Annotated in this window: 20 protein-coding genes; 13 read left to right on the top strand and 7 right to left on the bottom strand. The window is 70.9% G+C overall.

Features of this window, described 5'->3' with window-relative positions:
• Nucleotides 1–116 precede the first annotated feature (116 nt).
• Nucleotides 117–1,352: an FAD-dependent monooxygenase gene (locus tag ASC67_RS12080; RefSeq protein ID WP_056320457.1), complete on the top strand. Its 1,236-nt coding sequence runs from the start codon at nucleotides 117–119 to the stop codon at nucleotides 1,350–1,352.
• A 16-nt stretch (nucleotides 1,353–1,368) separates the two neighbouring features.
• On the opposite strand, the gene ASC67_RS12075 is transcribed toward ASC67_RS12080, so the two are convergent.
• Nucleotides 1,369–2,187, bottom strand: a complete 819-nt coding sequence (locus tag ASC67_RS12075) for a carbon-nitrogen hydrolase family protein (RefSeq protein WP_056320454.1) — start codon at nucleotides 2,185–2,187, stop codon at nucleotides 1,369–1,371.
• On the bottom strand, nucleotides 2,184–6,533 hold the full coding sequence (locus ASC67_RS12070) for a YhdP family protein (RefSeq protein ID WP_082535975.1): 4,350 nt from the start codon (nucleotides 6,531–6,533) through the stop codon (nucleotides 2,184–2,186). Before ASC67_RS12070 ends, ASC67_RS12075 begins: the two co-directional genes overlap by 4 nt.
• Before the next feature lie 143 nt (nucleotides 6,534–6,676).
• On the opposite strand from ASC67_RS12070, the gene glnE reads away from it, so the two are divergent.
• The gene (gene glnE / locus ASC67_RS12065; RefSeq protein ID WP_200946896.1) at nucleotides 6,677–9,472 is read left to right on the top strand and encodes a bifunctional [glutamate--ammonia ligase]-adenylyl-L-tyrosine phosphorylase/[glutamate--ammonia-ligase] adenylyltransferase; all 2,796 of its coding nucleotides are present in this window, start codon (nucleotides 6,677–6,679) and stop codon (nucleotides 9,470–9,472) included.
• Nucleotides 9,456–10,061, top strand: coding sequence for a rhombosortase (gene rrtA, locus ASC67_RS12060; RefSeq protein ID WP_056320442.1), 606 nt, complete (start codon nucleotides 9,456–9,458; stop codon nucleotides 10,059–10,061). Before glnE ends, rrtA begins: the two co-directional genes overlap by 17 nt.
• 54 nt (nucleotides 10,062–10,115) lie before the next feature.
• On the opposite strand, the gene rfaE2 is transcribed toward rrtA, so the two are convergent.
• The 3 genes from rfaE2 to ASC67_RS12045 form a co-directional block, all read right to left on the bottom strand.
• Nucleotides 10,116–10,595: a D-glycero-beta-D-manno-heptose 1-phosphate adenylyltransferase gene (gene rfaE2 / locus ASC67_RS12055; protein WP_056320438.1), complete on the bottom strand. Its 480-nt coding sequence runs from the start codon at nucleotides 10,593–10,595 to the stop codon at nucleotides 10,116–10,118.
• A 52-nt stretch (nucleotides 10,596–10,647) separates the two neighbouring features.
• Complete coding sequence (locus tag ASC67_RS12050; protein ID WP_056320435.1) at nucleotides 10,648–11,532, bottom strand: hypothetical protein; 885 nt, start codon at nucleotides 11,530–11,532, stop codon at nucleotides 10,648–10,650.
• Between the two features lie 122 nt (nucleotides 11,533–11,654).
• A complete protein-coding gene (locus ASC67_RS12045) occupies nucleotides 11,655–12,587 on the bottom strand; it encodes a MerR family transcriptional regulator (protein WP_056320433.1) in 933 nt (310 codons plus the stop codon).
• Between the two features lie 143 nt (nucleotides 12,588–12,730).
• Here ASC67_RS12045 and ASC67_RS12040 point away from each other — a divergent pair, with 143 nt between their 5' ends.
• The 9 genes from ASC67_RS12040 to ASC67_RS12000 all read left to right on the top strand — a co-directional run bounded on the left by ASC67_RS12040 (nucleotide 12,731) and on the right by ASC67_RS12000 (nucleotide 20,800).
• Nucleotides 12,731–13,348, top strand: a complete 618-nt coding sequence (locus tag ASC67_RS12040; protein ID WP_056320430.1) for a glutathione peroxidase — start codon at nucleotides 12,731–12,733, stop codon at nucleotides 13,346–13,348.
• Nucleotides 13,349–13,736: 388 nt separating this feature from the next.
• The gene (locus ASC67_RS12035) at nucleotides 13,737–15,062 is read left to right on the top strand and encodes an NAD(P)/FAD-dependent oxidoreductase (RefSeq protein WP_056320425.1); all 1,326 of its coding nucleotides are present in this window, start codon (nucleotides 13,737–13,739) and stop codon (nucleotides 15,060–15,062) included.
• Nucleotides 15,063–15,067: 5 nt separating this feature from the next.
• Nucleotides 15,068–15,877 carry a DUF1365 domain-containing protein gene (locus tag ASC67_RS12030; RefSeq protein WP_056320421.1) on the top strand — a complete coding sequence of 270 codons (810 nt, stop codon included), beginning with the start codon at nucleotides 15,068–15,070 and terminating at the stop codon, nucleotides 15,875–15,877.
• A 7-nt stretch (nucleotides 15,878–15,884) separates the two neighbouring features.
• On the top strand, nucleotides 15,885–17,147 hold the full coding sequence (locus ASC67_RS12025) for a cyclopropane-fatty-acyl-phospholipid synthase family protein (protein WP_056320418.1): 1,263 nt from the start codon (nucleotides 15,885–15,887) through the stop codon (nucleotides 17,145–17,147).
• Complete coding sequence (locus ASC67_RS12020) at nucleotides 17,147–17,719, top strand: chalcone isomerase family protein (RefSeq protein WP_082535973.1); 573 nt, start codon at nucleotides 17,147–17,149, stop codon at nucleotides 17,717–17,719. Before ASC67_RS12025 ends, ASC67_RS12020 begins: the two co-directional genes overlap by 1 nt.
• A complete protein-coding gene (locus ASC67_RS12015; protein ID WP_082535972.1) occupies nucleotides 17,716–19,023 on the top strand; it encodes an MFS transporter in 1,308 nt (435 codons plus the stop codon). The genes ASC67_RS12020 and ASC67_RS12015 overlap by 4 nt, the downstream gene beginning before the upstream one ends.
• Complete coding sequence (locus ASC67_RS12010) at nucleotides 19,020–19,568, top strand: DUF3833 domain-containing protein (protein ID WP_056320415.1); 549 nt, start codon at nucleotides 19,020–19,022, stop codon at nucleotides 19,566–19,568. Before ASC67_RS12015 ends, ASC67_RS12010 begins: the two co-directional genes overlap by 4 nt.
• Before the next feature lie 6 nt (nucleotides 19,569–19,574).
• Complete coding sequence (locus ASC67_RS12005; RefSeq protein ID WP_056320410.1) at nucleotides 19,575–20,360, top strand: SDR family oxidoreductase; 786 nt, start codon at nucleotides 19,575–19,577, stop codon at nucleotides 20,358–20,360.
• Nucleotides 20,360–20,800, top strand: coding sequence for a nuclear transport factor 2 family protein (locus ASC67_RS12000; protein ID WP_056320406.1), 441 nt, complete (start codon nucleotides 20,360–20,362; stop codon nucleotides 20,798–20,800). The genes ASC67_RS12005 and ASC67_RS12000 overlap by 1 nt, the downstream gene beginning before the upstream one ends.
• 4 nt (nucleotides 20,801–20,804) lie before the next feature.
• On the opposite strand, the gene ASC67_RS11995 is transcribed toward ASC67_RS12000, so the two are convergent.
• Nucleotides 20,805–21,986, bottom strand: a complete 1,182-nt coding sequence (locus ASC67_RS11995) for an MFS transporter (protein ID WP_056320401.1) — start codon at nucleotides 21,984–21,986, stop codon at nucleotides 20,805–20,807.
• Between the two features lie 37 nt (nucleotides 21,987–22,023).
• Nucleotides 22,024–22,980 carry a magnesium/cobalt transporter CorA gene (gene corA, locus ASC67_RS11990; protein WP_056320397.1) on the bottom strand — a complete coding sequence of 319 codons (957 nt, stop codon included), beginning with the start codon at nucleotides 22,978–22,980 and terminating at the stop codon, nucleotides 22,024–22,026.
• Nucleotides 22,981–23,348: 368 nt separating this feature from the next.
• Here corA and hpf point away from each other — a divergent pair, with 368 nt between their 5' ends.
• A complete protein-coding gene (gene hpf / locus ASC67_RS11985; protein WP_056320393.1) occupies nucleotides 23,349–23,693 on the top strand; it encodes a ribosome hibernation-promoting factor, HPF/YfiA family in 345 nt (114 codons plus the stop codon).
• Nucleotides 23,694–23,795 lie beyond the last annotated feature (102 nt).

Genomic DNA, 23,795 nt, shown 5'->3' with positions numbered 1-23,795 from the left:
TGAAGCGGGTTGCAGCGAGGGAAGCGAACACAATAGCGGCGGGATCATAGACCGCGGTCCGTCATGCGCCGCCCCTCTTCCGGGGGCGTGTCGGACGGCCGCCAGCAGGGCGGGCCATGGCAGCAGAACTTTCACTCGCGGTGGTCGGCGCCGGTCCGGTGGGCCTGGCGCTGGCGCTGCACACGGCCCGCGCGCTGCCCGACGCCCGCGTGCACGTGTTCGACGCGCGGCCCGCCGATCTGGATGTGTCGCGCGATCCGCGCACGCTGGCGCTCTCGCTCGGCAGCGTGCAGGAGTTCGAGCGCCTGGGCGTCTGGCCGACCATCGCCCCGGCCAGCACGGCGATCACCGCGGTGCACGTGTCGCAGCAGCAGCCCGCGCTGCTGCTGAGCGGCCTGGCCTCGGTGCTGCGCCTGCCGCCGCCCGAGCTGCTGCTGACGGCGGCCGAGTGCGGCGTCGACCAGCTCGGCGCGGTGGCCAGCTACGGCGCGATCGTCGCGCCGCTGCAGGCGGCCTGGTTCGAGGCGGTGGCGAAGGAGCCGCAGCGGCTGTCGGCCCGCTTCGGCACGCCGGTCGCAGCGCTCAAGCCAGCCGCGGGCGGCGTGGAGGTCGACGCCGGGATCGCCGAACTGCACGACCTGGCGGTGGTGGCCGAAGGTGGCGTGTTCTCGACGCAGGCGCGCAAGGCGCTGGCGCACGACTACCGCCAGACCGCCTGGGTCGGCCAGGTCACGCTGGCCGGCCCCGCGGACCCGGCGACGGCCGGCACCGCCTACGAGCGCTTCACGCCGCAGGGCCCGGCCGCGCTGCTGCCGCTGCCGATGCACGACGGCGCCGCGCGCGCGGCGTTGGTGTGGTGCGTCGAAGCGGCCGATGACCCGGTCCACGATCTCGACGACGCGCAGCGCCTCGCGGTGCTGAACCAGGTGTTCCATCCGAGAGTCGGTCGCCTCGTGGCGATCACGCCGCTCAAGCGCTTCGCGCTGGGGCTCAATGCCGAGCGCACGCTGGTCGAGGGCCGTACGGTGCGCATCGGCAATGCGGCCCAGACGCTGCATCCGGTGGCCGGCCAGGGCCTGAACCTTGGGCTGCGCGACGCGCATGCGCTGGTCGCCGCGCTGCGCTCGGCGCAGGTCGGAGGCGGTGGCATCGATGCCGCGCTGAAGCAGGTGGAGTGGCAGCGGGCCCCCGACCGCTGGGCATTGATCGCCGTGACCGACTTCCTGGCGCGCAGCTTCACCTGGCCGCTGCCCGGCCTGGCCAGCGCCCGCGGGCTGGGGCTGGCGGCGCTGCAGGCGTTGTCGCCGGCCAAGCGGCTGCTGGCGCGGCAGATGATGTTCGGCTGGCGTTGACGCAGTCGCTGCGGCTTTACAGCACCCTGTGCTGCAGCGCCGGCAGTTGCGCGCGCACCTGGGCCATGCGGGCGGCATCGAGGCTTGCCATCACCACGCCTTCGTCCTCGGCCTGCACCGCCAGCACGTCGCCCCAGGGGCCGACGGCCATCGAATGGCCCCAGGTGCGGCGGCCGTTCTCGTGGCGGCCGCCCTGCGCCGGCGCCAGCACCATGCACTGGTTCTCGACGGCCCGTGCGCGCAGCAGCAACTCCCAGTGCGCCTGGCCGGTGGGGTAGGTGAAGGCGGCCGGCACCAGCAGCAGGTCGCAGGGCGGCGCGCAGAGTGCGCGGTACAGCTCGGGGAAGCGCAGGTCGTAGCAGATGCTGAGACCCACGCGCCAGGCGTGTCCGGCGCGATCGGTGAGCGCGAAGGCGACCGGCGTGGCGCCCGGCATCAGCGTGGCGGCCTCGTCGTAGCGGCGCTCGCCGTCGTCGAAGCGGAACAGGTGGACCTTGTCGTAGCGCGCCACCCGCCGGCCGTCGGGGCCGAACACCAGCGTGGTGTTGTGGACGCGGTCGCGGCGGTCGGGGATGCGCAGCGGCAGCGTGCCGCCCACCAGCCAGATGCCGCAGTCGCGCGCGGTGGTGGCCAGCAGATCCTGGATCGGGCCGCTGCCGTCGGCCTCGGCGGCATCGAGCTTGTCGGCGTCGCGCTGACCCATCAGGCAGAAGTATTCCGGCAGGGCCACCAGCTCGGCGCCGGCGTCGGCCGCCTGCCCGATCAGCACCCGGGCCCGCGCCAGGTTCTCTGCCACCCGCGGCGTGGACACCATCTGCACGGCAGCGATCTTCATGGCGACTCCTTGGGCGGCGGCGCCGAGGCGGCCTCGTCGGTCGGCACCGCATCGCCGAGTTTGCGCTCGATCCGCTCGACCTTGGGCGTCGCCCACGGCCCGGTGACGTGGAATTCGCGCGTGCCCGCGTTCATGATGGGCCGGCGCAACAGCCATTGCGCGACGAAGCTGCCCAGGCCGACCGCCGGGTTGATGGCCGCCACCGCGAGCGAGGCCGCCCCCGCGTTGATCTCGGGCACGACCCAGACGCGCAGGTCCTGGGTCTCGTGCTCGACGTCGGCGCTGCCTTCCATCAGCACCACGGCCTGCACGCCGCGCATGCGCAGGTTGCGCGTGCTCGCCACGCCCTGCGCGATGCTGACGTCGCCGGTGATGTTGTCGAACACGAAGCCGCGCTCGAACACGTCGCGGAAATCGAGCAGCAGGCGACGCGGCAGCGACTGCAGGCTGAGCACGCCCAGCAGCTTGGCCATGCCCGGATCGGCCTGCAGGAACTGGCCCCCCTCGACCGCCGCGCGGACCTGGCCGCCGAGGCTGGCGTAGTCGATCGCCAGCGGCGAGCCGAGCCAGCTCACCTGCCCGGCCAGCTGGCCCTTGGCACCGCGCACCACCTCGCCCTGGCCGAGCCGCGAGAGCAGGGCTCCGCCATCGGCGACGTCGAGCTTGAAGTCCATCGTCGCGCGACGGCGCGAAGCCACGCCGGGGGCGGCGGCCGCCCAGCGGCCGCTGGCATTCAGCTGGGCGTCCGGCGTGACGAGGCGGAACTTGCTCAGCCGCCACTCTCGCCCCGCCTCCCCGGCCTCTGCCTCGCGGTTCTGCGCCTCGATCTCGACCCGGCCGAGCCGCTTGCCGCGCAGCTCGAAGTCGTCGATCACGACGTCGAGCGCCGGCACGCTGGCCGGCGAGGCCTGCTCCAGCAGCGAGCTGACCGCGTCGGCCTCGCTCTTGGGCAGCGACAGCCGCGACAAGCGTGCGTAGAGGCGGCCGGCGCCTTCGGCCGCGGCGCGGGGACCGCCGGGCGGGCGGTACTCGGCGTAGCCGTTGAACTCGGCAGCGTCGAGGTTGGCTCGCCACGTCCCCTCGTCGACGGCCGCGCCCCGCGTCAGGCCGATCACCACGTCGTGCAGGTGCCGCCCGCTGGTGACGAGCTCCTTCGCGCGCAGCGCCACCGTCGTCGGCGCGTAGGTCGAGCTGCCGGCGCCCGCCAGCCCACCGCCGCTGCTGCCGCCCACGCTCCAGGCGTCGGCCACCTTCTGCCAGGCATCGAGGTCGAGGTAAGGCAGGTTGAGATGGGCTGCGACGCCTTCGCCGGGCTGCGGCATCGCATCCTGCACGCCGATGCCACCGCGCAGCACCCGCGCCCCGTCCGGCCCCAGTTCGCGCCACCAGGCCGCCTGCACGACGCGGGCGGCCTCGGGGCCCAGCTCCACGCGCAGTTGGTCGCGCGGCGGTCCGCTGCCGCCCGCGGCCGACTCCGGCGACAGGCTGGCCTGCACCCGCAGCGGCAGCCCCTGATCGGCGGTCTTGCGCAGCGGCGCCGGCAGGTCGACCGACAGGCCGAGCAGGTTGCTGCTCAACTGCCATTCCATCTGGCCGTGCACGACCCCCAGCGCGAGCTTGTAGGCCGTCTGCCCACCGAGCACGGCGCCCGCCTGCGCCGCCAGCGGACCGAGTTCGCTGGTGCGCCGCAGGCCGTCGGCGCTGGCCGTGCCCTGCACATTGAAGCGCAGGCTGCCGTCGGCCTGGCGAGCGCCTTCGAAGCTCGCCTCGCCGCCCAGCACACGGGCACTGCCGCCGACCAGCGAGAAGCTGGTGTCGCCGAAGGCGACACGCGCCTTCGCGTTGGCCAGCAGCGGCAGATCGGGCCGCAGCCGCAGGTCGTTCCCGTTCAGCCGCAGCGAACCCCGCACGCTGCTGCGCTCGCTGTGCAGCAGCGGGATGTCGAGCGCCAGCTGCAGCTCGATCGGCGCCTGCACGGGGCCGGTGCTCGCCTTGGCCAGCGCGCCGCCGATCCAGCCTCCGACCGGCGTGGCATTGACGTAGCGCAGCGCATCGGCCAGCGGCCCGCTGCCGTTGCCTTCGATCACCAGCGTGGCGTTGTCGGCCAGGTTGCGGATGCCGCCGTGAACCCGCGACAGCTCGAAGCCGCCGCTGCCCACCGTGCCGAGGCGGGCCCGCAGGTCGCGCAGTTCCATCGACTGGCGGTCGAACACCAGCTCGCCCTTGATGTCGGTGAACGCCGGCCACGGCGGGTGCAGGCTCGCGGCGGCGGCCGTTCCCGGTTCGCCGGGCCAGCCGGGGTCGCCCGGCATGTAGGCCAGGCGCACGCCCTCGAGCCGGGCGGCGATGCGGAACTCGCCGGCCCGCTCGTCGGGCTGGGCGCCGTTGCGGACCGGCAGGCCGAACGGAAAATGCCGCAGGTCACCGCTGACCTTGAAGTTGACCGCGCTCGCCCGGCCGGCCTGCACCGCACGCTCGACGTACTGCCGCACACTCGCTGGCAGGCCCAGCGGCAGGTAGCGCGCGACGCGCGTGACCTGGGCGTCGCTCAGGCGCCCGTTGAGTTCCAGCACGCCGGGAAAGCGGCCCGGCTCGCCGGGCGCCACGGCCCCGGTATGCCAGGTGGCCTCGAACTCGCCCTGGGCATCGTCGTTGGCGAACCGCAGCTCGCGTGCCCGCACCTCGATGCGCGGTGGTGCGCCGCCGCTCCCGGCGTCGATGCGCCAGCTCAGGCGGCTGCCGAGGCGCTGCAGCGCGATGCGCGGTTGCTCGAACACACCCGGGAACTCGAGCACGCCGTCGCTCAGCGCAAGGCTCGCCTCGCCACCGGATTCGCTGGCCGTCAGTTCGATGTCGGCGCCCTGCAGTCCCGGCCGCCCGGGACGCCAGGCCGCCGCCGAGGCCCCTTCGCCCGGCGGCGCAGCCGCTTCGGCGGCGAGACCCAGGGCACGCAAGCTGGCCTTCAGCCGGTAGCGCTGCGGTGCGGCCAGCGGCCCGTCCCAGCGCGCCTCGACCTGGCTGGCAACGCCGGTAGGCGCCAGGCTCGCCACCCGCGTGTGCACGTCGGCGCCGATCCAGCCGACCGGCAGCCTGCCGAGGGTCTGGGCCAGCAGCGCGAGGTCGAGCCGCTGCGCATTCAGCTCGCCGCCGGCCAGGGCACCGCGCTCGTCGAGCCGCCAGCGCAATGTGGCATCGGCCGCCGGCCAGCTGATGCCGTCGGCGGTGACGAAGCCGAACTGGCGCGCCTGCAGCTCACCGCTGCGCTCGCCGCCCTGGCCGGTCGAGGGGAGGCGACCGCTGAGGCGGCCGTCGATGCGCTCGAAGGCCAGTGGCTCGGCCTCGGCGGCGAGCCGCAGCGCGACGTCGCGCAGCGCGACATCGACGGTCGCGGCCACCGGCTCGGCGTTCTTCACCTCGACCCAGGCGCGCAGCGCCCCGGCGCCGCGGCTGAGGTCGAAGGGCAGGTCGACCTGGCGGCGCAACGGTGCGATGTCGGCCGCCGGCAGGTCGGCGTAGAGCGTGCCGACCCAGCGACGCCAGTTGCCCGGTCGCGCCAGCAGCCCGCCCTGCCCCTCGACCGATCGCGCCAGCAAGGGTTGCGTGAAATGGCCGCGCAGCGAGAAGCGCTCGCCCCACTCGGCCGGCGGTGTGGCGTCGAGCCGCAGTTCGTGGCGACGCACCCCGTTGCGCACCACGAGATCCACCGCGTCGAGCGACAGTGGCGGCGCACCCCGCAGGTCGTCCGTCCACACCAGCGTGGCGCCCCGGATCACGAGCTCCTGCTGGCTGAAGAACCAGTCCGTCGCCGCGCCCTCGTCGCCCTGGCCCGAAGGCTCCAGCCCCGCCACGAGGATGCGGCCCCGTGCATCGCGCCGCACCTCGAGCCGCGCGCCCTCGACCAGCAATTGGTTGAAGCGAAGGCGCCAGTGCCCGTCCCACCCCGGCAGCAAGGACGACGGGGACAGCGCCGCGCGCACGCTCGGCAGGCGCAGCGCCTCACGCGGCGCAGCGCCCTCGCGCGGTGCCTCGTACAGCACCACGTCGCGCAATTCGATGGCGCCGGCCCAGCGCCACGCGGAGCCGCCATCCGTGACTTCGATCGCACCGATGCGCACCGGCACGCCCAGGGCGTGGCTCACGCGCATCTCCATGTCGGGACGCCAGTGTTCGATACGCGGCAGAATCGCCCACTGAAGAACAAGCCATGCCGCGATCACGATGCTCGACAGGAGCAGCAAGCCAGCAAGTCCCCAGCGCCCTGCCCTGGCCCAGCCGGAACGTCGACGGGGCGGGATGGCGGCTGGCGAAGGCGGTGGGGCAGTGGCGGGAGGCGGGATGGACGGCATCGGAGAGCAGAAGGGTCGGCGGAGCGCGCAGCACACGCGCCTTGCGCGCCGCACTGCAAGCACGGCCCGCCACGCGGCTCGGATGCCGCGTCATGACGCCCCGTCGACGGGCAGCACGCTAGCACAGACCCTTCAGCCGCATCATGCGTTCCCTGCCTGAAACAAGCGCGAACAACGGTGGCGGGCCGGTGGGCGACTGCCCGTCCGGTTCGGCGCGAGCCGCGCATTCGCGTTTCGTCCAGCGGATCCGCCGCCGCTACCCGACCGAGCTGGCCCTGCTGCCCCCCGGCGTGCCGGGGCGCGAGACCATCGGCGCGTTGATCGATACCCTGCAGGCCGGCGGCCGGGCGCTGCCGGCGGCCTTGCGCGTCGCGCGCCAGCTGGTGATCGAGCGCCTGGCAGTGCTCGACGTCGAGCAGCAGGCCCCGCTCGATGCCATCACGCTGACCATGAGCACGCTGGCGGAGGTCACGCTCGACCGCGCGCTGGCGCAGGCCTTCGCCGACCAGGATGCGCGCCACGGCGCTCCATGCAAGGACGACGGCCGCCGGGCTGCCTTCTGGGTGCTGGGCATGGGCAAGCTCGGCGCGGTGGAGCTCAACGTGTCGTCGGACATCGACCTGATCTACGTCTACGACGAGGACGGCCAGACGGCCGGCCACGGCAACAGCCACGCCGGAGTGTCGATCAGCAATCACGAGTATTTCAGCCAGGTGGCGCGCACGCTCTATGCGCTGATCGGCGAGACCACCGAGGACGGCAACGTGTTCCGCGTCGACCTCGCGCTGCGTCCGAACGGCAACTCGGGTCCGCCGGTGGTGAGCCTGGCGATGCTGGAGGAGTATTTCCTCGTGCAGGGCCGCGAGTGGGAGCGTTTCGCCTGGATGAAGAGCCGCGTGGTCGCGCCGGCCAGCGCGATGACCAGCGGCGAAGCGCTGCCGCTGCGCGACGTGGTGATCCCCTTCGTGTTCCGCCGCTACCTCGACTACGGCGTGTTCGAGGGCCTGCGTCAGCTGCACCGCAAGATCCGCGACGAGGCGGCCCGGCGCGCCGCCGGCCGGCCCGAGCGCGCCAACGACGTGAAGCTGTCGCGCGGCGGCATCCGCGAGATCGAGTTCACCGTGCAGCTGCTGCAGGTGGTGCGCGGCGGCCATTTCCCCGAGCTGCGCACGCGCTCGACGCTGACCGCGCTGGAGCGGCTGGTTGCGGTGGGCGTGATGAAGCCCGAGACCGCCAGCAAACTGGCCGAGGCATACCGCTTCCTGCGCCGGCTGGAGCACCGCATCCAGTATCTCGACGACCAGCAGACCCACCTGCTGCCGACCGACGACGCCGACCTCGGCTGGATCGCCCGCTCGATGGGGCTGATCTGCACGGCCGACACCTGCGAGCTGCTCGACACCCTGGGCACGCACCGCGAGTTCGTCGCGACAGAGTTCGACGCGCTGCTGCACGACGGCCGCACACCGGGTGCCGGCGGCTGCAAGAGCTGCGGCGGCCCGCCGCCACAGCTCGACGGCGAGGCCTTTCTCGAGCGCCTGCCGGCGGCGATCGCCGCGCGCGTGCGGACCTTCTGCGCGACACCGAAGGTCGCCGTGCTGCGCGACGAGACGAAGCTGCGGCTGGCCAAGCTGATCGGCCGCGCCTCGCTGGCCATCGACGAGGTCGACATCCGCGAGGACGCGGTGCTGCGCTTCATCGACTGGCTCGAGCCGCTGCTGCGCCGCGAGAGCTATCTGGCGCTGCTGGCCGAGCGGCCCGAGGTGCTGAACCGGCTGCTGCGGCTGCTGGGCCTGGCGCGCTGGCCGATGCGCTACCTGATGCGCCACCCGGGCGTGATCGACGAGCTGGCCGACGCCCGCGCGCTGCAGGGGCGCTTCGAGCGCGCCGCCTACCTGCGCGACCTGAACGAGCGCCACAGCGCCTGGACGCGCGGCGGCCAGGCCGACGAGGAGTCGCTGCTCGACACGCTGCGCCGCGCCCACCACGCCGAGGTGTTCCGCACGCTGGTGCGTGACGTCGAGGGCGCGCTCACCGTCGAGCAGGTGGCCGACGATCTGTCCGCGCTGGCCGATGCCACGCTCGACTGCGCCATCCGCTGGGCCTGGCAGCACCTGCGGCAACGCCATCGCGACGACCCGCATTTCGCGGTGGTCGCCTACGGCAAGCTCGGCGGCAAGGAGCTCGGCTACGGCTCCGACCTCGACGTGGTGTTCCTGTTCGACGATGCCGACGAGGCCGACCCCGACAAGGCAGCCGAGGTCTACGCCGCCTTCGTGCGCAAGCTGATCACCTGGCTCACGCTGCGCACCGCGGCCGGCGAGCTGTTCGACATCGACACCGCGCTGCGGCCCAACGGCAACTCGGGGCTGCTGGTGACCTCGATCGCGTCCTTCGAGCGCTACCAGGCCGGACGCGGCAGCAACACCGCATGGACCTGGGAGCACCAGGCCATCACGCGGGCGCGCTGGTGCGCCGGCGAACCCCGCCTCGCTCCCCGTGTGGAGGCGGTGCGTCGCGCCGTGCTGGCCGCGCCGCGCGACGCTGCGGCACTGCGCGACGAGGTCCGCACGATGCGCGAACGGGTGCGGGCGGCCCACCCGGTGCCGGCCCGAGACGGCCAGCCGGTCTTCGACGTGAAGCACAGCGAAGGCGGCATGATGGACGTCGAGTTCGCCGTGCAGACCCTGGTGCTGGCACACGGGGCGGCGCACCCGGCGCTGCGCGACGACATCGGCAACATCGCGCTGCTGCAGCTCGCCGAAACCGTCGGACTGCTGCCACCGAGCGTAGGCCAAAGCGCAGCCGATGCCTACCGCGAGCTGCGCCGGGCCCAGCACCGGGCGCGGCTCGACGAGGCGCCGACGCAGTTCGACGGCGAGGCCTTCGCCACCGAGCGCGCCGCGGTGCGCGCGCTCAGCCGTGCCGTCTTCGGCTGACGGCGAGCGACGCCCGGTGCGGCTCGGTGCCGCCGCCTGGGGCCTGGTGGGGGCGCTGCTGCTGTTGCCCGCCGTCATCGTCTACCAGAGCCCCACCGCCGAGCCGGTGCTGGCCTGGCAGCCGGCGCTGTGGCTGGTCGAGCCGTGGCGCGCATGGAGCGCCGTCTGGGTGCACCTGAGCCTGCAGCACTTGCTCGTCAATCTGGCCGGGGGGCTGCTGGTGATCGCACTCGGCATGACGGCCCGGGTGCCGGTGCGCGCCGCCATCGCGTGGGCAACGGCGTGGCCGCTGACCCAGTTCGGCCTGCTGCTGATGCCCGAGCTGCTGCGCTACGGCGGCCTGTCGGGGGTACTGCATGCCGGGGTCGCCGTCGTCGCGGTGGTGCTACTGCGCCGTGCTGATACGGGCTCGAGGCGGTTGGGCGCCGCGATCGCCGCGGTACTGGCTTTCAAGCTGCTGAGCGAAACGCCCTGGCGCGGACCGCTGACGCATCCCGAAGGTTGGGACATTGCGGTCGCACCGCTCGCGCACAGTACCGGCGCCATCTCCGGTGCGCTGCTCGCCTGGCTGCTGCTGCGCCGGCGCTGACGACGACTCTCGAGGAAGAAAACGCCGGGCCGCCCCGGACCGGCCCTGAGGTGCTCAGTCGCGGATGCGGCGCACCAGCGACGTGGTCGAGTAGCCTTCCAGGAACGGGATGGCGAGCGCGCCGCCGCCCCAGCTGCGCACCAGCGCAGTCTCGGCCAGCGCCTCCATGTCGTAGTCGCCGCCCTTCACGTAGAGATCGGGGTGCACCCGTTTCATCAGTTCGACCGGCGTCGGCTCGTCGAACAGCGTCACGAGGCTCACGCTCTCGAGCGCCGCCAGCACGGCCGCGCGGTCGGCCTCCCGGTTCAGCGGCCGGTCCGGCCCCTTGCCGAGGCCGCGCGCCGACGCATCGCTGTTCAGGCCGATCACCAGGCTGCCACCGAGCGCGCGCGCCTGCGCCAGATAGTCGACGTGACCACGGTGCAGGATGTCGAACACGCCGTTGGTGAAGACGATCGGCCGCTCGAGTTCGCCGAGGCGTCGGCTCAGCGCGTCACGAGGACAGAGCTTGCCGTGAAAGGCGGGGGGCGTCATGACGCCATTGTCGTGTGCCCTGCGTCGGGCGGCCGCGGCGAGGCCGGTCCGTTCAGGCCGGCTGAGCGCCCGAGGGTCCGGCGGCGGCCGCAGCCGCCGCGGTGGCGGCCAGCTTCTGCACCATCTCCTTGCGGAAGCGGTTGAGCTCCTGGACGCTCTCGAAGCTGCGCTCCATCAGCAGGCTGAGGTTGTGCAGGATGCGCTCGACGACCTTGTTCTCCCAGACCGCATCGAACTGGATCTGCTTGTCGAGCCAGGCCTCCAGCCACTCGGGGTCAGGCAGGCGCGACTGGATGGTGTCGCGCGGGAACAGACTCTCGTTGACGTGCAGGTTGGTCGGGTGCAGGGCCTGCGCGGTGCGACGCGCGCTCGCCATCAGCACGCCGACCTTGGCGAACGCGGCCTTGGCCTCGTCGCCGAATTTCTGCAGCGCGCGCTTCATGTAGCGCAGGTAGGCGCCGCCGTGACGCGCCTCGTCGCGCGCCAGCGTTTCGTAGATCGCCTTGATGACCGGCTCGTCGTGCCACTCTGCCGCGCGGCGGTACCAGTGGTTCAGCCGGATCTCGCCACAGAAGTGCAGCATCAGCGTCTCGAGCGCCGGGGCGGGGTCGAACTCGAACCGCACCTCGTGCAGCTCGGCCTCGGTAGGCACCAGGTCGGGACGGAAGCGGCGCAGGTATTCCATCAGCACCAGCGAATGCTTCTGTTCCTCGAAGAACCACACGCTCATGAAGGCCGAGAAGTCGCTGTCGTCGCGGTTGTCGCGCAGGAACATCTCGGTGGCCGGCAGCGCCGCCCACTCGGTGATGGCGTTCATCTTGACAGTCTGCGCCTGCTCTTCGGAGAGGCGGCTGGCGTCGAACTGGTCCCAAGGAATGTCCTTGTCCATGTTCCAGCGCACGGATTCGAGTTGCTTGAAGAGTTCGGGGTAAAGCATGACGGCCCCTTAGTGAGCTTCAGAGATTGTAGGTGGCAGGCGTGACACAACGGCGTCATGTCCATCCTGTGCAGCGGCCGGTGGCCTGGCGGGCGGACGATGCCCCGCCCCGGGCTTCGTGCTCAGCCGTGCTGCGCGCGCCAGCGCCGCGTCTCCCCGGCGATCGCACCCAGCGCGGCCAGCGCCGTCACACCCGCCACCGGCCGGCGCTGCAGCACCGGTGCGCCGCCGCCGGCCCAGATCTCGATCGACGGCGGCAGCTTCTCCCGCAGCTCGGCGAGGCCGGTCGTGACGGCTGTCGGTGTGAGCATCGAACTGAAACTCAGCGCCACGATGTCGGCGCGCTGCGACTTGGCGGCCAGCACGATGTCCCAGATCGGCGTCTGCACCCCCAGGCTCAGGCAGCGACAACCCTCCAGCAGGAACAGCGGTTCGGCCATCAGCAAGCCCAGGCCGTGTGGCTCGTGCGGGAAAGTGGTCAGCAGCACGCGCGGCTGACTGCCCGGTTCGGGCCCCGGCACCGTGCTGATGGCCTGGCGCAGCAGCACGTGGATCGATTCGGTGTACAGGTGCTCCTCGAAAACTTCCAGATGCCCGCGCATCCAGCTATCGCCGATCAGCGTATTCAGGGGCGAGATGACGTCGATAATGAAGCGCCCCAACCCGAGCTGCAGTTGCGCCTGTGCCAGTTGTCGGCGCAGCCCGTCCACGTCATGAGCGCGCACCAGGTCGACGTAGGTGCGCAGATCGGGCTGGCCGAGATCTCCACGCGGCGCCGCGACCGCCGCGCTGCCGTCGCTGAGCCGCAGCAGGGCGTCGACCGGCTGCGACACGATCTGCCCGGGCCGGTGGCCCGCGTCGAGCAGTCGCTTGATGACTCGCAGCTTCTCCACCTGTTCCAGCGGATAGAAGCGCTCGGCCAGCGCGTTCCGGTCCGGTGCGGGAAAGCCGTAGCGGCGCTCCCAGATGCGCAAGGTGTCCTTCGTCAGACCCGTATCGCGCTCGACCGCCGCAATGGACAGGGTGATGGGACGGGCGGCGCTGCGCGTGCTCATCGCCGCTGGCACCGGGCCGCGCACGGCAATCGACAAACCGGGGATTCGCGTTTCATTGCGGGTCGACCAGCATTTGACGGGGGCACATGCGCCCGTAATATAGATCAGTTCTAGCGTTTGACCAGGACAAACAGGAGATCCTCATGCCTACCTTCGCCGCGATTTCTGCCGACGCCACCCCCTCGCCGCGGCGAGGCCCCTGGCCCGGCCGAACGGCGTTGCGACCCCTCGCGATCACTGCGCTGCTGTGCATCGTGGGCAGCGGCGCACAGGCCGCGTGTCCGCCGTTGCTGGACCGCAGTTTCCCCCGCCTGCAGGACGAGAAACCGCAGAACCTGTGCCAGTACGCCGGCAAGGTGGTGGTGGTGGTCAACACCGCCAGCTATTGCGGCTTCACGTCCCAGTACAAGGGGCTCGAGGCGTTGCACGCCAGGTACCAGTCGAGGGGACTGGTCGTGCTCGGCTTCCCGTCCAACGACTTCGGCTCGCAGGAACCGGGCAGCAACCAGGACATCGCCGCGTTCTGCGAGAACACCTTCGGCGTCAGGTTTCCGATGTTCGCGAAGTCCAGCGTGAAGGGCGGTGCCCGAAATCCGCTGTACGCGGACCTCGCGCAGCGCACCGGCAAGACGCCCGCATGGAATTTCCACAAGTACCTGATCGGTCGCGACGGGCAGGTCGTGCTCAGCTTCTCGAGCCAGACCGACCCGCAAGACCCCGCGTTTGTCCAAGAGATTGAAAAACTTGTGGATTCACAATAAGACTGAGCAGTAATATAAAGACTATGCAGTTCAATAAATTGCGATTCGGGATCGACCATGCCATTGCCTTGAGCGGACCAGGTTGGGGCTGCTTGCAAGTCGTTGCACCCGGATACGGAACATTCCGCGGCCACTCCGATCGCAGGAAAGGTGGCCGCCTCCTCTCCCGAGTGCGGCCGATAGGTGACCGAACCGAGCGCTCTTTTCTGCCGCGAAGCCTTCCCCAGTGGATTGAAATCCCTGAGCACTTCTCCTCCTCCCTCCCTCCCTCCTTGGCTCAGGGGCGCTTCGCAGCATTTGTTCTTCCGATCGAGGCCCTTGCCGACCCGATCCTGACCTGCGACGCCGGTGCTTGCACCGGCGTCGTCACGTCTGCGCGGTGATGCCAATGCGCCGCGTCGCCGTCATCGGGTCAGGGATTTCCGGTCTGGCTGCGGCCCACGCCCTGGCGACGGAGCCATCGCCCGTGCCGCTCGCGGTGACGCTATTCGAGGCGGGCGCCTATCTCGGTGGGCACACCCACACCGTCGACATCACGCTCCCGGGCACGAACGGTCCGGTCCGTCATGGCGTGGACACCGGCTTCCTGGTGTTCAACCACCGGACCTATCCCGAGCTAGTTCGCCTGTTCGCCGCGCTCGGCGTGGCCACTGCGCCATCGGACATGTCGTTCTCGGTGCAGGCGCCCGACGCAGGCGCCGCCGGGCTGGAATGGAGTGGCTGCAATCTGGACACGGTGTTCGCGCAGCGCCGCAACCTCGTGCGCCCGCGGTTCTGGCGCATGCTGAAGGACATCCTGCGCTTCAACCGCCTCGCTACCGCCATTGCGGAGCGCAATGAGGACGCGCAGCTGACCCAGCCGATCGGCGACTTCCTGGCCGGGCAGGCCTTCAGCCCCGAGTTCCGCGACTGGTATTTCCTGCCGATGATCGGCTGCATCTGGTCCTGTCCGACCGATCAGATGCTGCGTTTCCCGGTGGCGACGATGATCCGCTTTTGCCACAACCACGGCCTGATCCAGGTGATCGACCGGCCGCAGTGGCACACGGTGCGCGGCGGAGCACGGCATTACGTCCAGAAGATCGCCGCGCAACTGACCGATGTGCGCCTGTCCACGCCAGTGCGTCGAGTGATGCAGGTTCCGGGCGGTGTGCGGATCGCCACCGACGCCGGCAGCATGCCGTTCGACGCGGTCGTGCTGGCCTGCCACAGCGACCAGGCGCTGGCGCTGCTGGCCGACCCGACGCCGCAGGAGCGTGCGGTGCTCGGCGCGATCCGCTACCAGCCCAATCGCGCGGTGCTGCACACCGACAGCTCGGTGCTGCCGAAGCGCCGCCGGGCCTGGGCCGCCTGGAACTACGAGCGCGCCACGACCGGCTCGCGCGAGCAGGCTGCGGTGTGCCTGCACTACCTGATGAACCGGCTGCAGCCGCTGCCGTTCCAGCAGCCCGTCGTCGTGTCGCTGAACCCGACCCGCGAACCCGCGCGCGGCAGCGTGCTCGGCGACTACGACTATGCCCACCCGGTCTTCGACCTCGCGGCCATCGAGGCCCAGCGTCGCCTGCCCGAGATCCAGGGCAGCAGCCTGCAGCGCTGGTACTGCGGCGCGTGGACCGGTTATGGCTTCCACGAGGACGGCCTGACGTCCGGGCTGGCCGCGGCGCAGGCCGTGCGCGAGCGGCTGGCCGCCGCAGCCGCGCCGCGTGCCGCATGAGTGCCATGCCGCTCACGGGAAACCCGGCACGGGCGCTGATCGCCTTCGGCAGCGTGCGCCACACGCGGCTGCGCCCGACGCGACACGCGTTCGCCTACCCCACCTACTTCCTGATGCTGCCGATGCGCAGACTGCGCGGCGCGCCCTGCGCGGCACTGCCACGCAACCGCTTCGGGCTGATCGGTTTTCACGACGCTGATCACGGCGACGGCCGGGCCGATGCTCTGGCCTGGTTCGACGAGCTGCTGACCAGCGAAGGCGTCGCCGATGCCCGCGGCGAGGTCTGGCTGCAGACCTATCCGCGCGTGCTCGGCTACGTGTTCAAGCCGGTGAGCTTCTGGTACGCGCACCGCGAGGACGGCTCGCTCGCCGCGATCGTCGCGGAGGTCAACAACACCTTCGGCGAGCGCCACTGCTACCTGCTGCATGGCGACGGCCTGGCCTGGGGCCGGGAGCTGAGCGCCGCGAAGGTCTTCCACGTCTCGCCGTTCTGCGCCGTCGAGGGCCGCTATCGCTTCCGGTTCCTGCGCACCGCGCATCCGACCGCCACGGCGCTGCGGTCCCACCCGGACGCGATCGAGCACGTCGTCGCCTGCATCGCCCACGACGATGCGCAGGGGCCGTTGCTGCAGACCAGCGTCAGCGGCGCGCTCGTGCCGTTGACCGTGGCGAGCCTGCAGCGTGCCTTCTGGGGCATGCCGCTGATGAGCGCCGGCGTGATCGCGCGCATCCACTGGCAGGCGCTGCGGCTGTGGCTCAAGCGCGTGCCCTTTTTCGGCAAACCCATCCCGCCCCGCGCCTTCGTCAGCCGCTGAACGACCGATGAACACCACCACCCACGGCGGCACCGCGCCGCGTCTCGAATCCGCCACCCTGCCGCCGTCGGCGCCCGCCGCCGCACGCGCCGTGTTCCGGCTGCTGACGCGGCTGCGGCACGGCCAGCTCGACGTGCAGATGCCCGACGGCACAAGCGCACGCTTCGGCAGCCTGCGCGAGGGCGGCGACGTGCGCGCCGCGATCCGGCTGCGCAACTGGGCCGTCTGCGGCGCGGCGCTGCGCAGCGGCGACATCGGCTTCGCGGAGAGCTACATCGCCGGCGACTGGAGCACGCCCGACCTGGCGGCGCTGCTGCGGTTGTTCGTGGCCAACCGCGAAGAGATCGAGGGCATGGTCTACGGTAGCTGGTGGGGCTCGCTGCTGTACCGCGCTCGTCATCTGCTGAACCGCAACTCGCGCCGCGGCAGCAAGAAGAACATCCACGCCCACTACGATCTCGGCAACGCCTTCTACGCGCTCTGGCTCGACGAGACGATGAGCTACTCGAGCGCCTGGTTCGACGGCGACACGCGGCGCTCCACCGTCGATGGCCAGCTCGCCAAGATGCGGCGTGCTCTGACCGAGGCCGGCGTGACGCCGGGATCGCGTGTGCTCGAGATCGGCTGCGGCTGGGGCGGCGTGGCCGAGGTCGCGGCGCGCGACTTCGGTGCCCACGTGACCGGCGTCACGCTGTCGTCCGAGCAGCTCGAGTACGCGCAGCAGCGGCTGCAGCGCGCGGGCCTCGCGCGCCGGGGCGACCTGCGCTTCCAGGACTACCGCGACATCCCCGACGGCCCGTTCGACGCGGTGGTATCGATCGAGATGTTCGAGGCCGTCGGCCGCGCCTACTGGGACGGCTATTTCCGAACGCTGTCGAACAAGCTCAAGCCCGGCGGGCGCGCCTGCATCCAGAGCATCACGATCCGCGACGACCTGTTCGAGCGCTATGTGAAGAGCACCGACTTCATACAGCAGTACATCTTTCCCGGCGGCCTGCTGCCGAGCATCGGCGCCTTCGAGGCCGAGGCCCGTCGCGCCGGATTCGAGGTGGAGAGGACCTTCCGCTTCGGACCCGACTATGCCGAAACGCTGCGGCGCTGGCGCGAAGGCTTCATGGGCGAGGAGGCCCGCGTGCGCCAACTCGGCTTCGACACGCGCTTCGTGCGCATCTGGGAGTTCTACCTCGCCTACTGCGAGGCCGCCTTCGCGGCCGGCAACACCGACATCGTGCAGTTCACGCTGCGCAAGCCCGAAGAGGCGGTCGCCTGATGGAGCGTCGCGCCTGCCTGCTGGCCCTGGCCACCGCCGCGTGTTCGGCGGCCGTGCCGGGGCTGCGGGCGCAAGTCGCGGCCAGGCCTCCGGCCGAGGTGCTGGCCGAGCTGCCCGAGGCACGCCTGCGAGGGAGCGGCCGTCTGCGCTACTTCGGCTTGCACATCTACGACGCGCGGCTGTGGGTGGGCCCGGACTATCCCGTCGCCGCCCCCGCCCGGGAGGACTATGCGGCGCATCGCTTCGCGCTCGAGCTCGAGTACGCCCGCTCGCTCGACGGCGAGAAGATCGCCGAGCGTTCGATCGACGAGATGCAGCGCGCCGGCTCGCTGCCCGAAGCACAGCGGCAAGGCTGGCTGGCCTTCATGACGAAGACCTTCCCCAACGTCGCGGCCGGCTCCCGGCTCACCGGACTGCACCGACCGGGCGAGATGACGCGCTTCTACTTCAACGGTCAGCCGGCCGGCGAACTGCGCGACTCCGCGTTCGCGCAGCGCTTCTTCGGCATCTGGCTCGGCCCGCAGACCTCGCAACCGGCGCTGCGGCAATCGCTGCTCGGGGGTGCGCCGTGAGCGAGCCGGCGGCGGCAGCGCTCGGCCTGCCGCGCGCAACGGCCGGGCTGGCTTCGGCCGGCGAGGGGCTGCGCTATGGTGCCCTCGGCCTGCCGCTGGCTTTCGTCGCACTGCCGCTGTATGTGGTGCTGCCGAACCACTACGCATCGCAGTTCGGCGTACCGCTGGCCGCGCTGGGTGCAGTGCTGCTCGGCGCGCGCCTGCTCGACGCGCTGGCCGATCCGCTGATCGGCCGCTGGGTGGACCGGCTGTTCGCTCGCAATGCCCTGTCGGCGTGGTGGTCCGCCGCCATCGCGGCCGTGGTGCTCGCGATCGGCTTTCGCGCGCTGTTCTTTCCCGCCGTCGCAAGCACGGCGGCCCTGCTCGCATGGTGCGCGATCGGCCTGGCCTTCACCTACCTGGGCTATAGCGTGGTCTCGGTGGTCCACCAGGCCTGGGGTGCACGGCTCGGCGGCGACGAGGCGGGCCGCGCCCGCGTGGTCGCGTGGCGCGAAGGGGCCGCGGTGGTGGGGGTGCTGATCGCCAGCGTGCTGCCGTCGGCCGCCGGCCTGCAGGCCACCACGCTGGTGTTCGCGGTGCTGCTGATGGCCGGGCTGGCGCTGCTGCGGCAGGCGCCTCGGGCGGTCGTCCGCCCACTTCACGCTGCCGGCGCCGCCACCTCGGTGCGGCCCTTTCGCGTGGCGGCGTTTCGCCGCCTGTTGGCCATCTTCATCGTCAACGGCATCGCCAGCGCGGTGCCGGCCACGCTGGTGCTGTTCTTCATCCGAGACCGGCTGCAGGCGCCGGCCTGGGAGCCAGCCTTCCTGGCGGCGTACTTCGCGGCCGGCGCGCTGTCGATCCCGCTGTGGCTGCGCAGCGTTGCCCGCTTCGGCCTGGCACGCAGCTGGCTCGCCGGCATGGGGCTGGCGATCGCCACCTTCGGCTGGGCCGCGACGCTGGGCGCTGGCGACACGCTCGGCTTCCTCGCGGTGTGCATCGCCAGCGGCGTGGCGCTCGGCGCCGACCTCACGCTGCCCGGCGCGTTGCTGACGGGCGTGATCCAGCGCGCCGGTCACGCCGGCCACGGCGAAGGCGCCTACCTCGGCTGGTGGAACTTCGCCACCAAGCTCAACCTCGCGCTCGCCGCCGGCGTGGCCTTGCCGCTGCTGCAGGCCACCGGCTACGAGAGCGGCGCGCGCGACCCGCAGGCGCTCGCCGCGCTGAGCGTCGCCTACTGCCTGCTGCCCTGCGCGCTGAAGTTCGGCGCCGCGCTGCTGCTGTGGGCGCTGTGGCTGCGCCACCCCGACACCGGAGATCTCGCATGAACAAACGCACCCTGCTGGCGGCCGCCGGCGCCGCCGCGGCACTGGCGGCCACCGGCGGCCTGGCCGGCTGCGCCGGCCCGACCGTCACCGACTACGTCGCCGAGCAGCCGACGCTCGACCTCGCGCAGTACTTCAACGGCACGCTCGACGCCCATGGCGTGTTCAGCGACCGCTCCGGCAAGGTCGTCAAGCGCTTCCGCGTGGTGATGAAGTGCAGCTGGCAGGGCAACGACGGCGTGCTCGACGAGGACTTCACCTACAGCGACGGCACGAAGCAGCGGCGCGTCTGGCGCCTGAAGAAGCTCGATGGCGGCCGCTACACCGGCACCGCCGACGACGTGAGCGGCGAGGCGCAGGGTCAGGCCGCGGGCAACGCCTTCAACTGGCGCTACACACTGCGCCTGCCGGTGGACGGCAAGGTGGTCGACGTGCAGTTCGACGACTGGATGTACCTGATGGACGAGCGCGTGATGCTGAACAAGGCCGTGATGAGCAAGTTCGGCGTCCGCCTCGGCGAGGTCACGCTGTCCTTCTACAAGCGCTGAACCTCGATGTCCCTGAACCCTCCTCTCACCGAGTGGTCCGGCCAGCTCGCCTGGCTGGTCGGCGCTTCCAGCGGCATCGGGCGCGCCACCGCGTCGGCGCTGCACGCGCAGGGCGCGACCGTGGTGGTGTCGGCCCGCAAGGCGGCGGACCTCGAGCGCTTCGTGCAAGAGCATCCCGGCAGCCATGCGGTGGTGCTCGACGCGACCGACCGTACAGCGGTGCAGGCTGCGGCCCGCCGCGTGCAGGGCCTGATGGGCCGCATCGACCTCGCGATGTACTGCGCCGGCCACTACAAGCCGCAGCGTGCCACCGCCTTCGACCTCGACGAGATGCTGCTGCACCAGCAGGTCAACTACGTCGGCGCTCTGCATCTGGTCGACGCGGTGCTGCCCGCGCTGCTCGGGCAGGCCGCGGCCGGCTCAGGGGGCCACCTGAGCCTGGTCGGCAGCGTGGCCGGCTACCGCGGCCTGCCGAACTCGCTGGCCTACGGGCCGACGAAGGCGGCCCTGATCAACCTGGCGCAGACGCTCTACCTCGACCTGCATGCGAAGGGCATCGGCGTGTCGATCGTCAACCCCGGCTTCGTCGAGTCGCCGCTGACGGCGCAGAACGACTTCGCGATGCCGGCACTGCTGACCCCCGAGCAGGCGGCGCAGGCCATCCTCGGGGGCTGGGCCGCGGGTGCCTTCGAGCTGCACTTCCCGAAGCGCTTCACGCTGTGGATGAAGTTGCTGAGCCACGTCGGCGACGGCCTGTACTTCAAGGCGGTGCGCCGCGCCACGGGCCTGTGATGCCGGCCTCCACCGACGACGCTCGCGTGGCGCGCGTGATCGCACGCTTCGAGCTCCTCACCCGCGAGGATGTGCCGCGCCTGGGCGAGATCTACACCGACGATGCGCTGTTCAAGGATCCGTTCAACGAGGTCGAGGGCCTGGCCGCCGTGCAGGCGGTGTTCGCGCACATGTTCGATGCACTCGACGAACCGCGCTTCGTGGTGCAGGACGCCGTCGTGCAAGGCGACCAGTGCCTGCTGACCTGGGACTTCCTGTTCCGCTTCAAGCGCTACCGCTACGAGCTGCAGAAGGTGCGCGGTGCCTCGCACCTTCGTTTTGCCGCCGACGGCCGGATCGCGCTGCATCGCGACTACTGGGATGCCGCCGAGGAGCTGTACGAGAAGCTGCCCGCGATCGGCGCTCTGATGCGCTGGCTGAAGCGCCGCGCGAGCCGCTGAGGGCTCAACGCTCGTCGGATGCGGCGTGCATGCGCAGCGCCACGGCGATCACGCTGACGGCGAGCGCGGCCAGCCACAGCGACTGCCCCGGCACGCCGCAGCGTTCGAGCATCAGGCCGCTGACCGCGGGCCCGACAGCGCCGCCGGCCGTGTAGCCGGTGATCATCGCCGCGGTGCCGGCGATGGTGGAGCGTCCGGTGAACTCATGTGCCACGCGGACCATCGTCAGGGTGTAGAGCGCCCCGCCGACCGCCCCCCACAGGAAGGCCGCCACCCAGAACAGCGCGGCCGCACGGGGCGCCAGACCGAAGGCCAGCACCGACAGCAGCAGCAGGGCACCGGCGACGCCGAACACCCGCCGCACCGGCGCGTGGTCCGCCAGCCAGCCGGCCGGGTACTGCAACGCGAAGCTGCCGACGCCCAGCGCGCCGGCGATCGACGTCGCCACACCGAGCGACATGCCGAGCTGGGATCCATAGGCCGCGGTGATGCCGCCGAGGCCCGCCTCGAACACCCCGCCCGCGAAGGCGATCCACACGAGCGCAGGACGTGCGCGCAGCGCGGCCCGAAGGCTGTCGTGGCCGGCGCCGCTGTGCGAGGCCCGCAAGCGGCCGACCGCGGGTCCGGCCGTGACCGCCAGCGCCAGCGCATAGATGGCAGCGGCGCCCCACAGCAGCCACACCGTGTGCAGAGGCTGCCCCACGGGCAACAGCCACTGCAGCGCACCGGGCAGCAAGGGACCGACCGCGAGAGCTGCGCCCAGCGCGGTCTGGTACAGCCCGGTGAAGCGGCCGCGCCGAGCCGGCGGCGCGTTGAAGGCGATCAGCGCCTCGGTGCCGTTCCATTCGGCCGCCGCACCGAGCGCGCCGAGCACCGACCAGCAACACCAAGCGAGATAGCTGTCGGTCAGTGCATAGCCCGCCAGTGACAGCACGCCCAGCACCAGGCCGGCGCGGTAGGCGCGGATCACGCCGATGCGTGCGAACACGCGTGGCATCACCGGGATCATCGTGGCCACCGTCAGGAAGGGCAGCATCGCGAACAGGCCGATCGCACCGGCATTCACGCCCCGGCGCTGCAGGGTCACGGCGAGCACCGGATTGACGACGCTGAAGGCCAGCACCACCAGCGTCGTGCCCGCGCCGACGCGCCAGAGCCCGCGGCCCTCGGAGGCGTCCGGGCTCATCGCGTCGGGCCGGCAGCGCGGACGCGCCGCGCTGCCGTCACAGCCAGCCCTTGCGACGGAAGTACCAGAACGGCGCGATCACCGAGGCGAGCATCAGCGCCAGCGCGAACGGGTAGCCCAGGCTCCAGTCGAGCTCAGGCATCGCCTTGAAGTTCATGCCGTAGATGCTGGCGATCAGCGTCGGCGGCAGCAGCGCGACGCTGGCCACCGAGAACAGCTTGATGATCTTGTTCTGGTTGATGTTGATGAAGCCGACGATGGCGTCCATCAGGAAGTTGATCTTGTCGAACAGGAAGGCGGTATGCGAATCCAGCGAGTCGATGTCGCGCAGGATCTGGCGCGCCTCCTCGAACTGCTCGGCATTGAGCAGGCGGCTGCGCATCATGAAGCTGACCGCGCGCCGCGTGTCCATCACGTTGCGGCGGATGCGCCCGTTCAAGTCTTCCTGCCGCGCGATGGCAGCCAGCACCTCGGCGGCGGTCTGGTCGTTCACCTCCGACTGCAGCACGCGCGAGGACACCTTCTCCAGTTCGTCGTAGATGCCCTCGAGCGAATCGGCCGAGTACTCGGCGTCGGCGTCGTAGAGCTTGAGCAGCACGTCCTTGGCATCCTCGATCAGCGCCGGCGTGCGGCGCGCCCGCAGGCGCAGCAGGCGGAACACCGGCAGGTCCTCGGCATGCACCGAAAAAAGAACCTTGTCGTGCAGGATGAACGCCACGCGGACATTTCGAGTCGCCTCGTCGTGGATCAGGAAGTCGGATCGGATGTGCAGCTCACCGTTGTCTTCCTCGTAGAAGCGGGCGGACTCCTCCAGATCGTCGTCGACGATGTTCTCGGGAATGTGCAGGCCGAAGCGACCGGCCAGCCAGCCCTTCTCTTCGGGCGTCGGACTTTCCAGGTCGACCCACACCGGCTGCACGTGGGCGAGCGCTGCCGCGCTCTCGATTTCTTCCTGGAACAGCCGCCCATTGGCGAGTGTGAAGACGTTCAGCATGCGAACTCCAACGACCGCGCGGGCCGACGCGCCGCGGATTCGACCCCGGAAGCTGGGCTCGGGGTCGGCTTGGGAAGTGAGATCACCGTCTCACTCCCTGCGGTATCGCGCCACCCGAAGTGGCGCAGAAGCGGTTGGAGTGGACGGTCACCGAGGTGGGGTGGTGTCCAACGGAAGCTCCGACAACGAAACCGGCGGATTATGGCATTCGCGCCATGGCGCCGAGCCCGCCGCGGCCCTGTCCCGGCTCGGTCATCGGCTTGTCACGCTGCAGCGTCGGGCGCACACTGATCCGGACCGTCGAGGCACGGCTTGCCCTGCCCCGGCGTCGCCGGTTTCCTTCTCAACCCTCAGTGAAAGGCGAACTTATGAACCTGACGATCAGCGGACACCATCTCGAAGTGACGCCTTCTCTGCGTGAGTACGTACTTACAAAATTGGACCGAGTCACTCGACATTTCGATCAGGTCGTCGACATCAATGTCCTGCTGAGCGTGGAGAAGCAGAAGGAGAAGGAAAAGCGGCAGAAGGCCGAGGTCAACGTGCATGTGAAGGGCAAGGACATCTTCGTCGAATCGGCCCACGAGGATCTGTACGCCGCCATCGATGATCTGATGGACAAGCTCGACCGCCAGGTCTGCCGCCACAAGGACAGGGTGCAAGATCACCACCACGCCTCGGCCAAGCGCCTCGACGCGCCGGATCTCCAGTAAGCCCACCGCAAGGATCGCGGAACATAAAGGAGCGGCCTGCGGGCCGCTTTGTTCTTTTCGATCGGGCAGGAAGTCGTTGCCGCACCGCAACCGCAGGCACCT

The organism is Methylibium sp. Root1272, from assembly GCF_001425905.1.
Classification (GTDB): domain Bacteria; phylum Pseudomonadota; class Gammaproteobacteria; order Burkholderiales; family Burkholderiaceae_C; genus Methylibium.
This window is presented reverse-complemented; position numbering and strand designations above follow the sequence as displayed.

What these genes read in the sequence shown, in the direction of transcription:
- ASC67_RS12005 (WP_056320410.1), top strand. Translation starts at nt 19,575, where the DNA reads ATGTCCCTGAACCCTCCTCTCACCGAGTGGTCCGGCCAGCTCGCCTGG.
- ASC67_RS12030 (WP_056320421.1), top strand. Translation starts at nt 15,068, where the DNA reads ATGCCGCTCACGGGAAACCCGGCACGGGCGCTGATCGCCTTCGGCAGC.
- ASC67_RS12040 (WP_056320430.1), top strand. Translation starts at nt 12,731, where the DNA reads ATGCCTACCTTCGCCGCGATTTCTGCCGACGCCACCCCCTCGCCGCGG.
- ASC67_RS12035 (WP_056320425.1), top strand. Translation starts at nt 13,737, where the DNA reads ATGCGCCGCGTCGCCGTCATCGGGTCAGGGATTTCCGGTCTGGCTGCG.
- ASC67_RS12025 (WP_056320418.1), top strand. Translation starts at nt 15,885, where the DNA reads ATGAACACCACCACCCACGGCGGCACCGCGCCGCGTCTCGAATCCGCC.
- ASC67_RS12050 (WP_056320435.1), bottom strand. Translation starts at nt 11,532, where the DNA reads ATGCTTTACCCCGAACTCTTCAAGCAACTCGAATCCGTGCGCTGGAAC.
- ASC67_RS12070 (WP_082535975.1), bottom strand. Translation starts at nt 6,533, where the DNA reads ATGCCGTCCATCCCGCCTCCCGCCACTGCCCCACCGCCTTCGCCAGCC.
- hpf (WP_056320393.1), top strand. Translation starts at nt 23,349, where the DNA reads ATGAACCTGACGATCAGCGGACACCATCTCGAAGTGACGCCTTCTCTG.
- glnE (WP_200946896.1), top strand. Translation starts at nt 6,677, where the DNA reads ATGCGTTCCCTGCCTGAAACAAGCGCGAACAACGGTGGCGGGCCGGTG.
- ASC67_RS12020 (WP_082535973.1), top strand. Translation starts at nt 17,147, where the DNA reads ATGGAGCGTCGCGCCTGCCTGCTGGCCCTGGCCACCGCCGCGTGTTCG.
- ASC67_RS12045 (WP_056320433.1), bottom strand. Translation starts at nt 12,587, where the DNA reads ATGAGCACGCGCAGCGCCGCCCGTCCCATCACCCTGTCCATTGCGGCG.
- ASC67_RS11995 (WP_056320401.1), bottom strand. Translation starts at nt 21,986, where the DNA reads ATGAGCCCGGACGCCTCCGAGGGCCGCGGGCTCTGGCGCGTCGGCGCG.
- ASC67_RS12075 (WP_056320454.1), bottom strand. Translation starts at nt 2,187, where the DNA reads ATGAAGATCGCTGCCGTGCAGATGGTGTCCACGCCGCGGGTGGCAGAG.
- ASC67_RS12080 (WP_056320457.1), top strand. Translation starts at nt 117, where the DNA reads ATGGCAGCAGAACTTTCACTCGCGGTGGTCGGCGCCGGTCCGGTGGGC.
- rfaE2 (WP_056320438.1), bottom strand. Translation starts at nt 10,595, where the DNA reads ATGACGCCCCCCGCCTTTCACGGCAAGCTCTGTCCTCGTGACGCGCTG.
- ASC67_RS12010 (WP_056320415.1), top strand. Translation starts at nt 19,020, where the DNA reads ATGAACAAACGCACCCTGCTGGCGGCCGCCGGCGCCGCCGCGGCACTG.
- corA (WP_056320397.1), bottom strand. Translation starts at nt 22,980, where the DNA reads ATGCTGAACGTCTTCACACTCGCCAATGGGCGGCTGTTCCAGGAAGAA.
- ASC67_RS12000 (WP_056320406.1), top strand. Translation starts at nt 20,360, where the DNA reads ATGCCGGCCTCCACCGACGACGCTCGCGTGGCGCGCGTGATCGCACGC.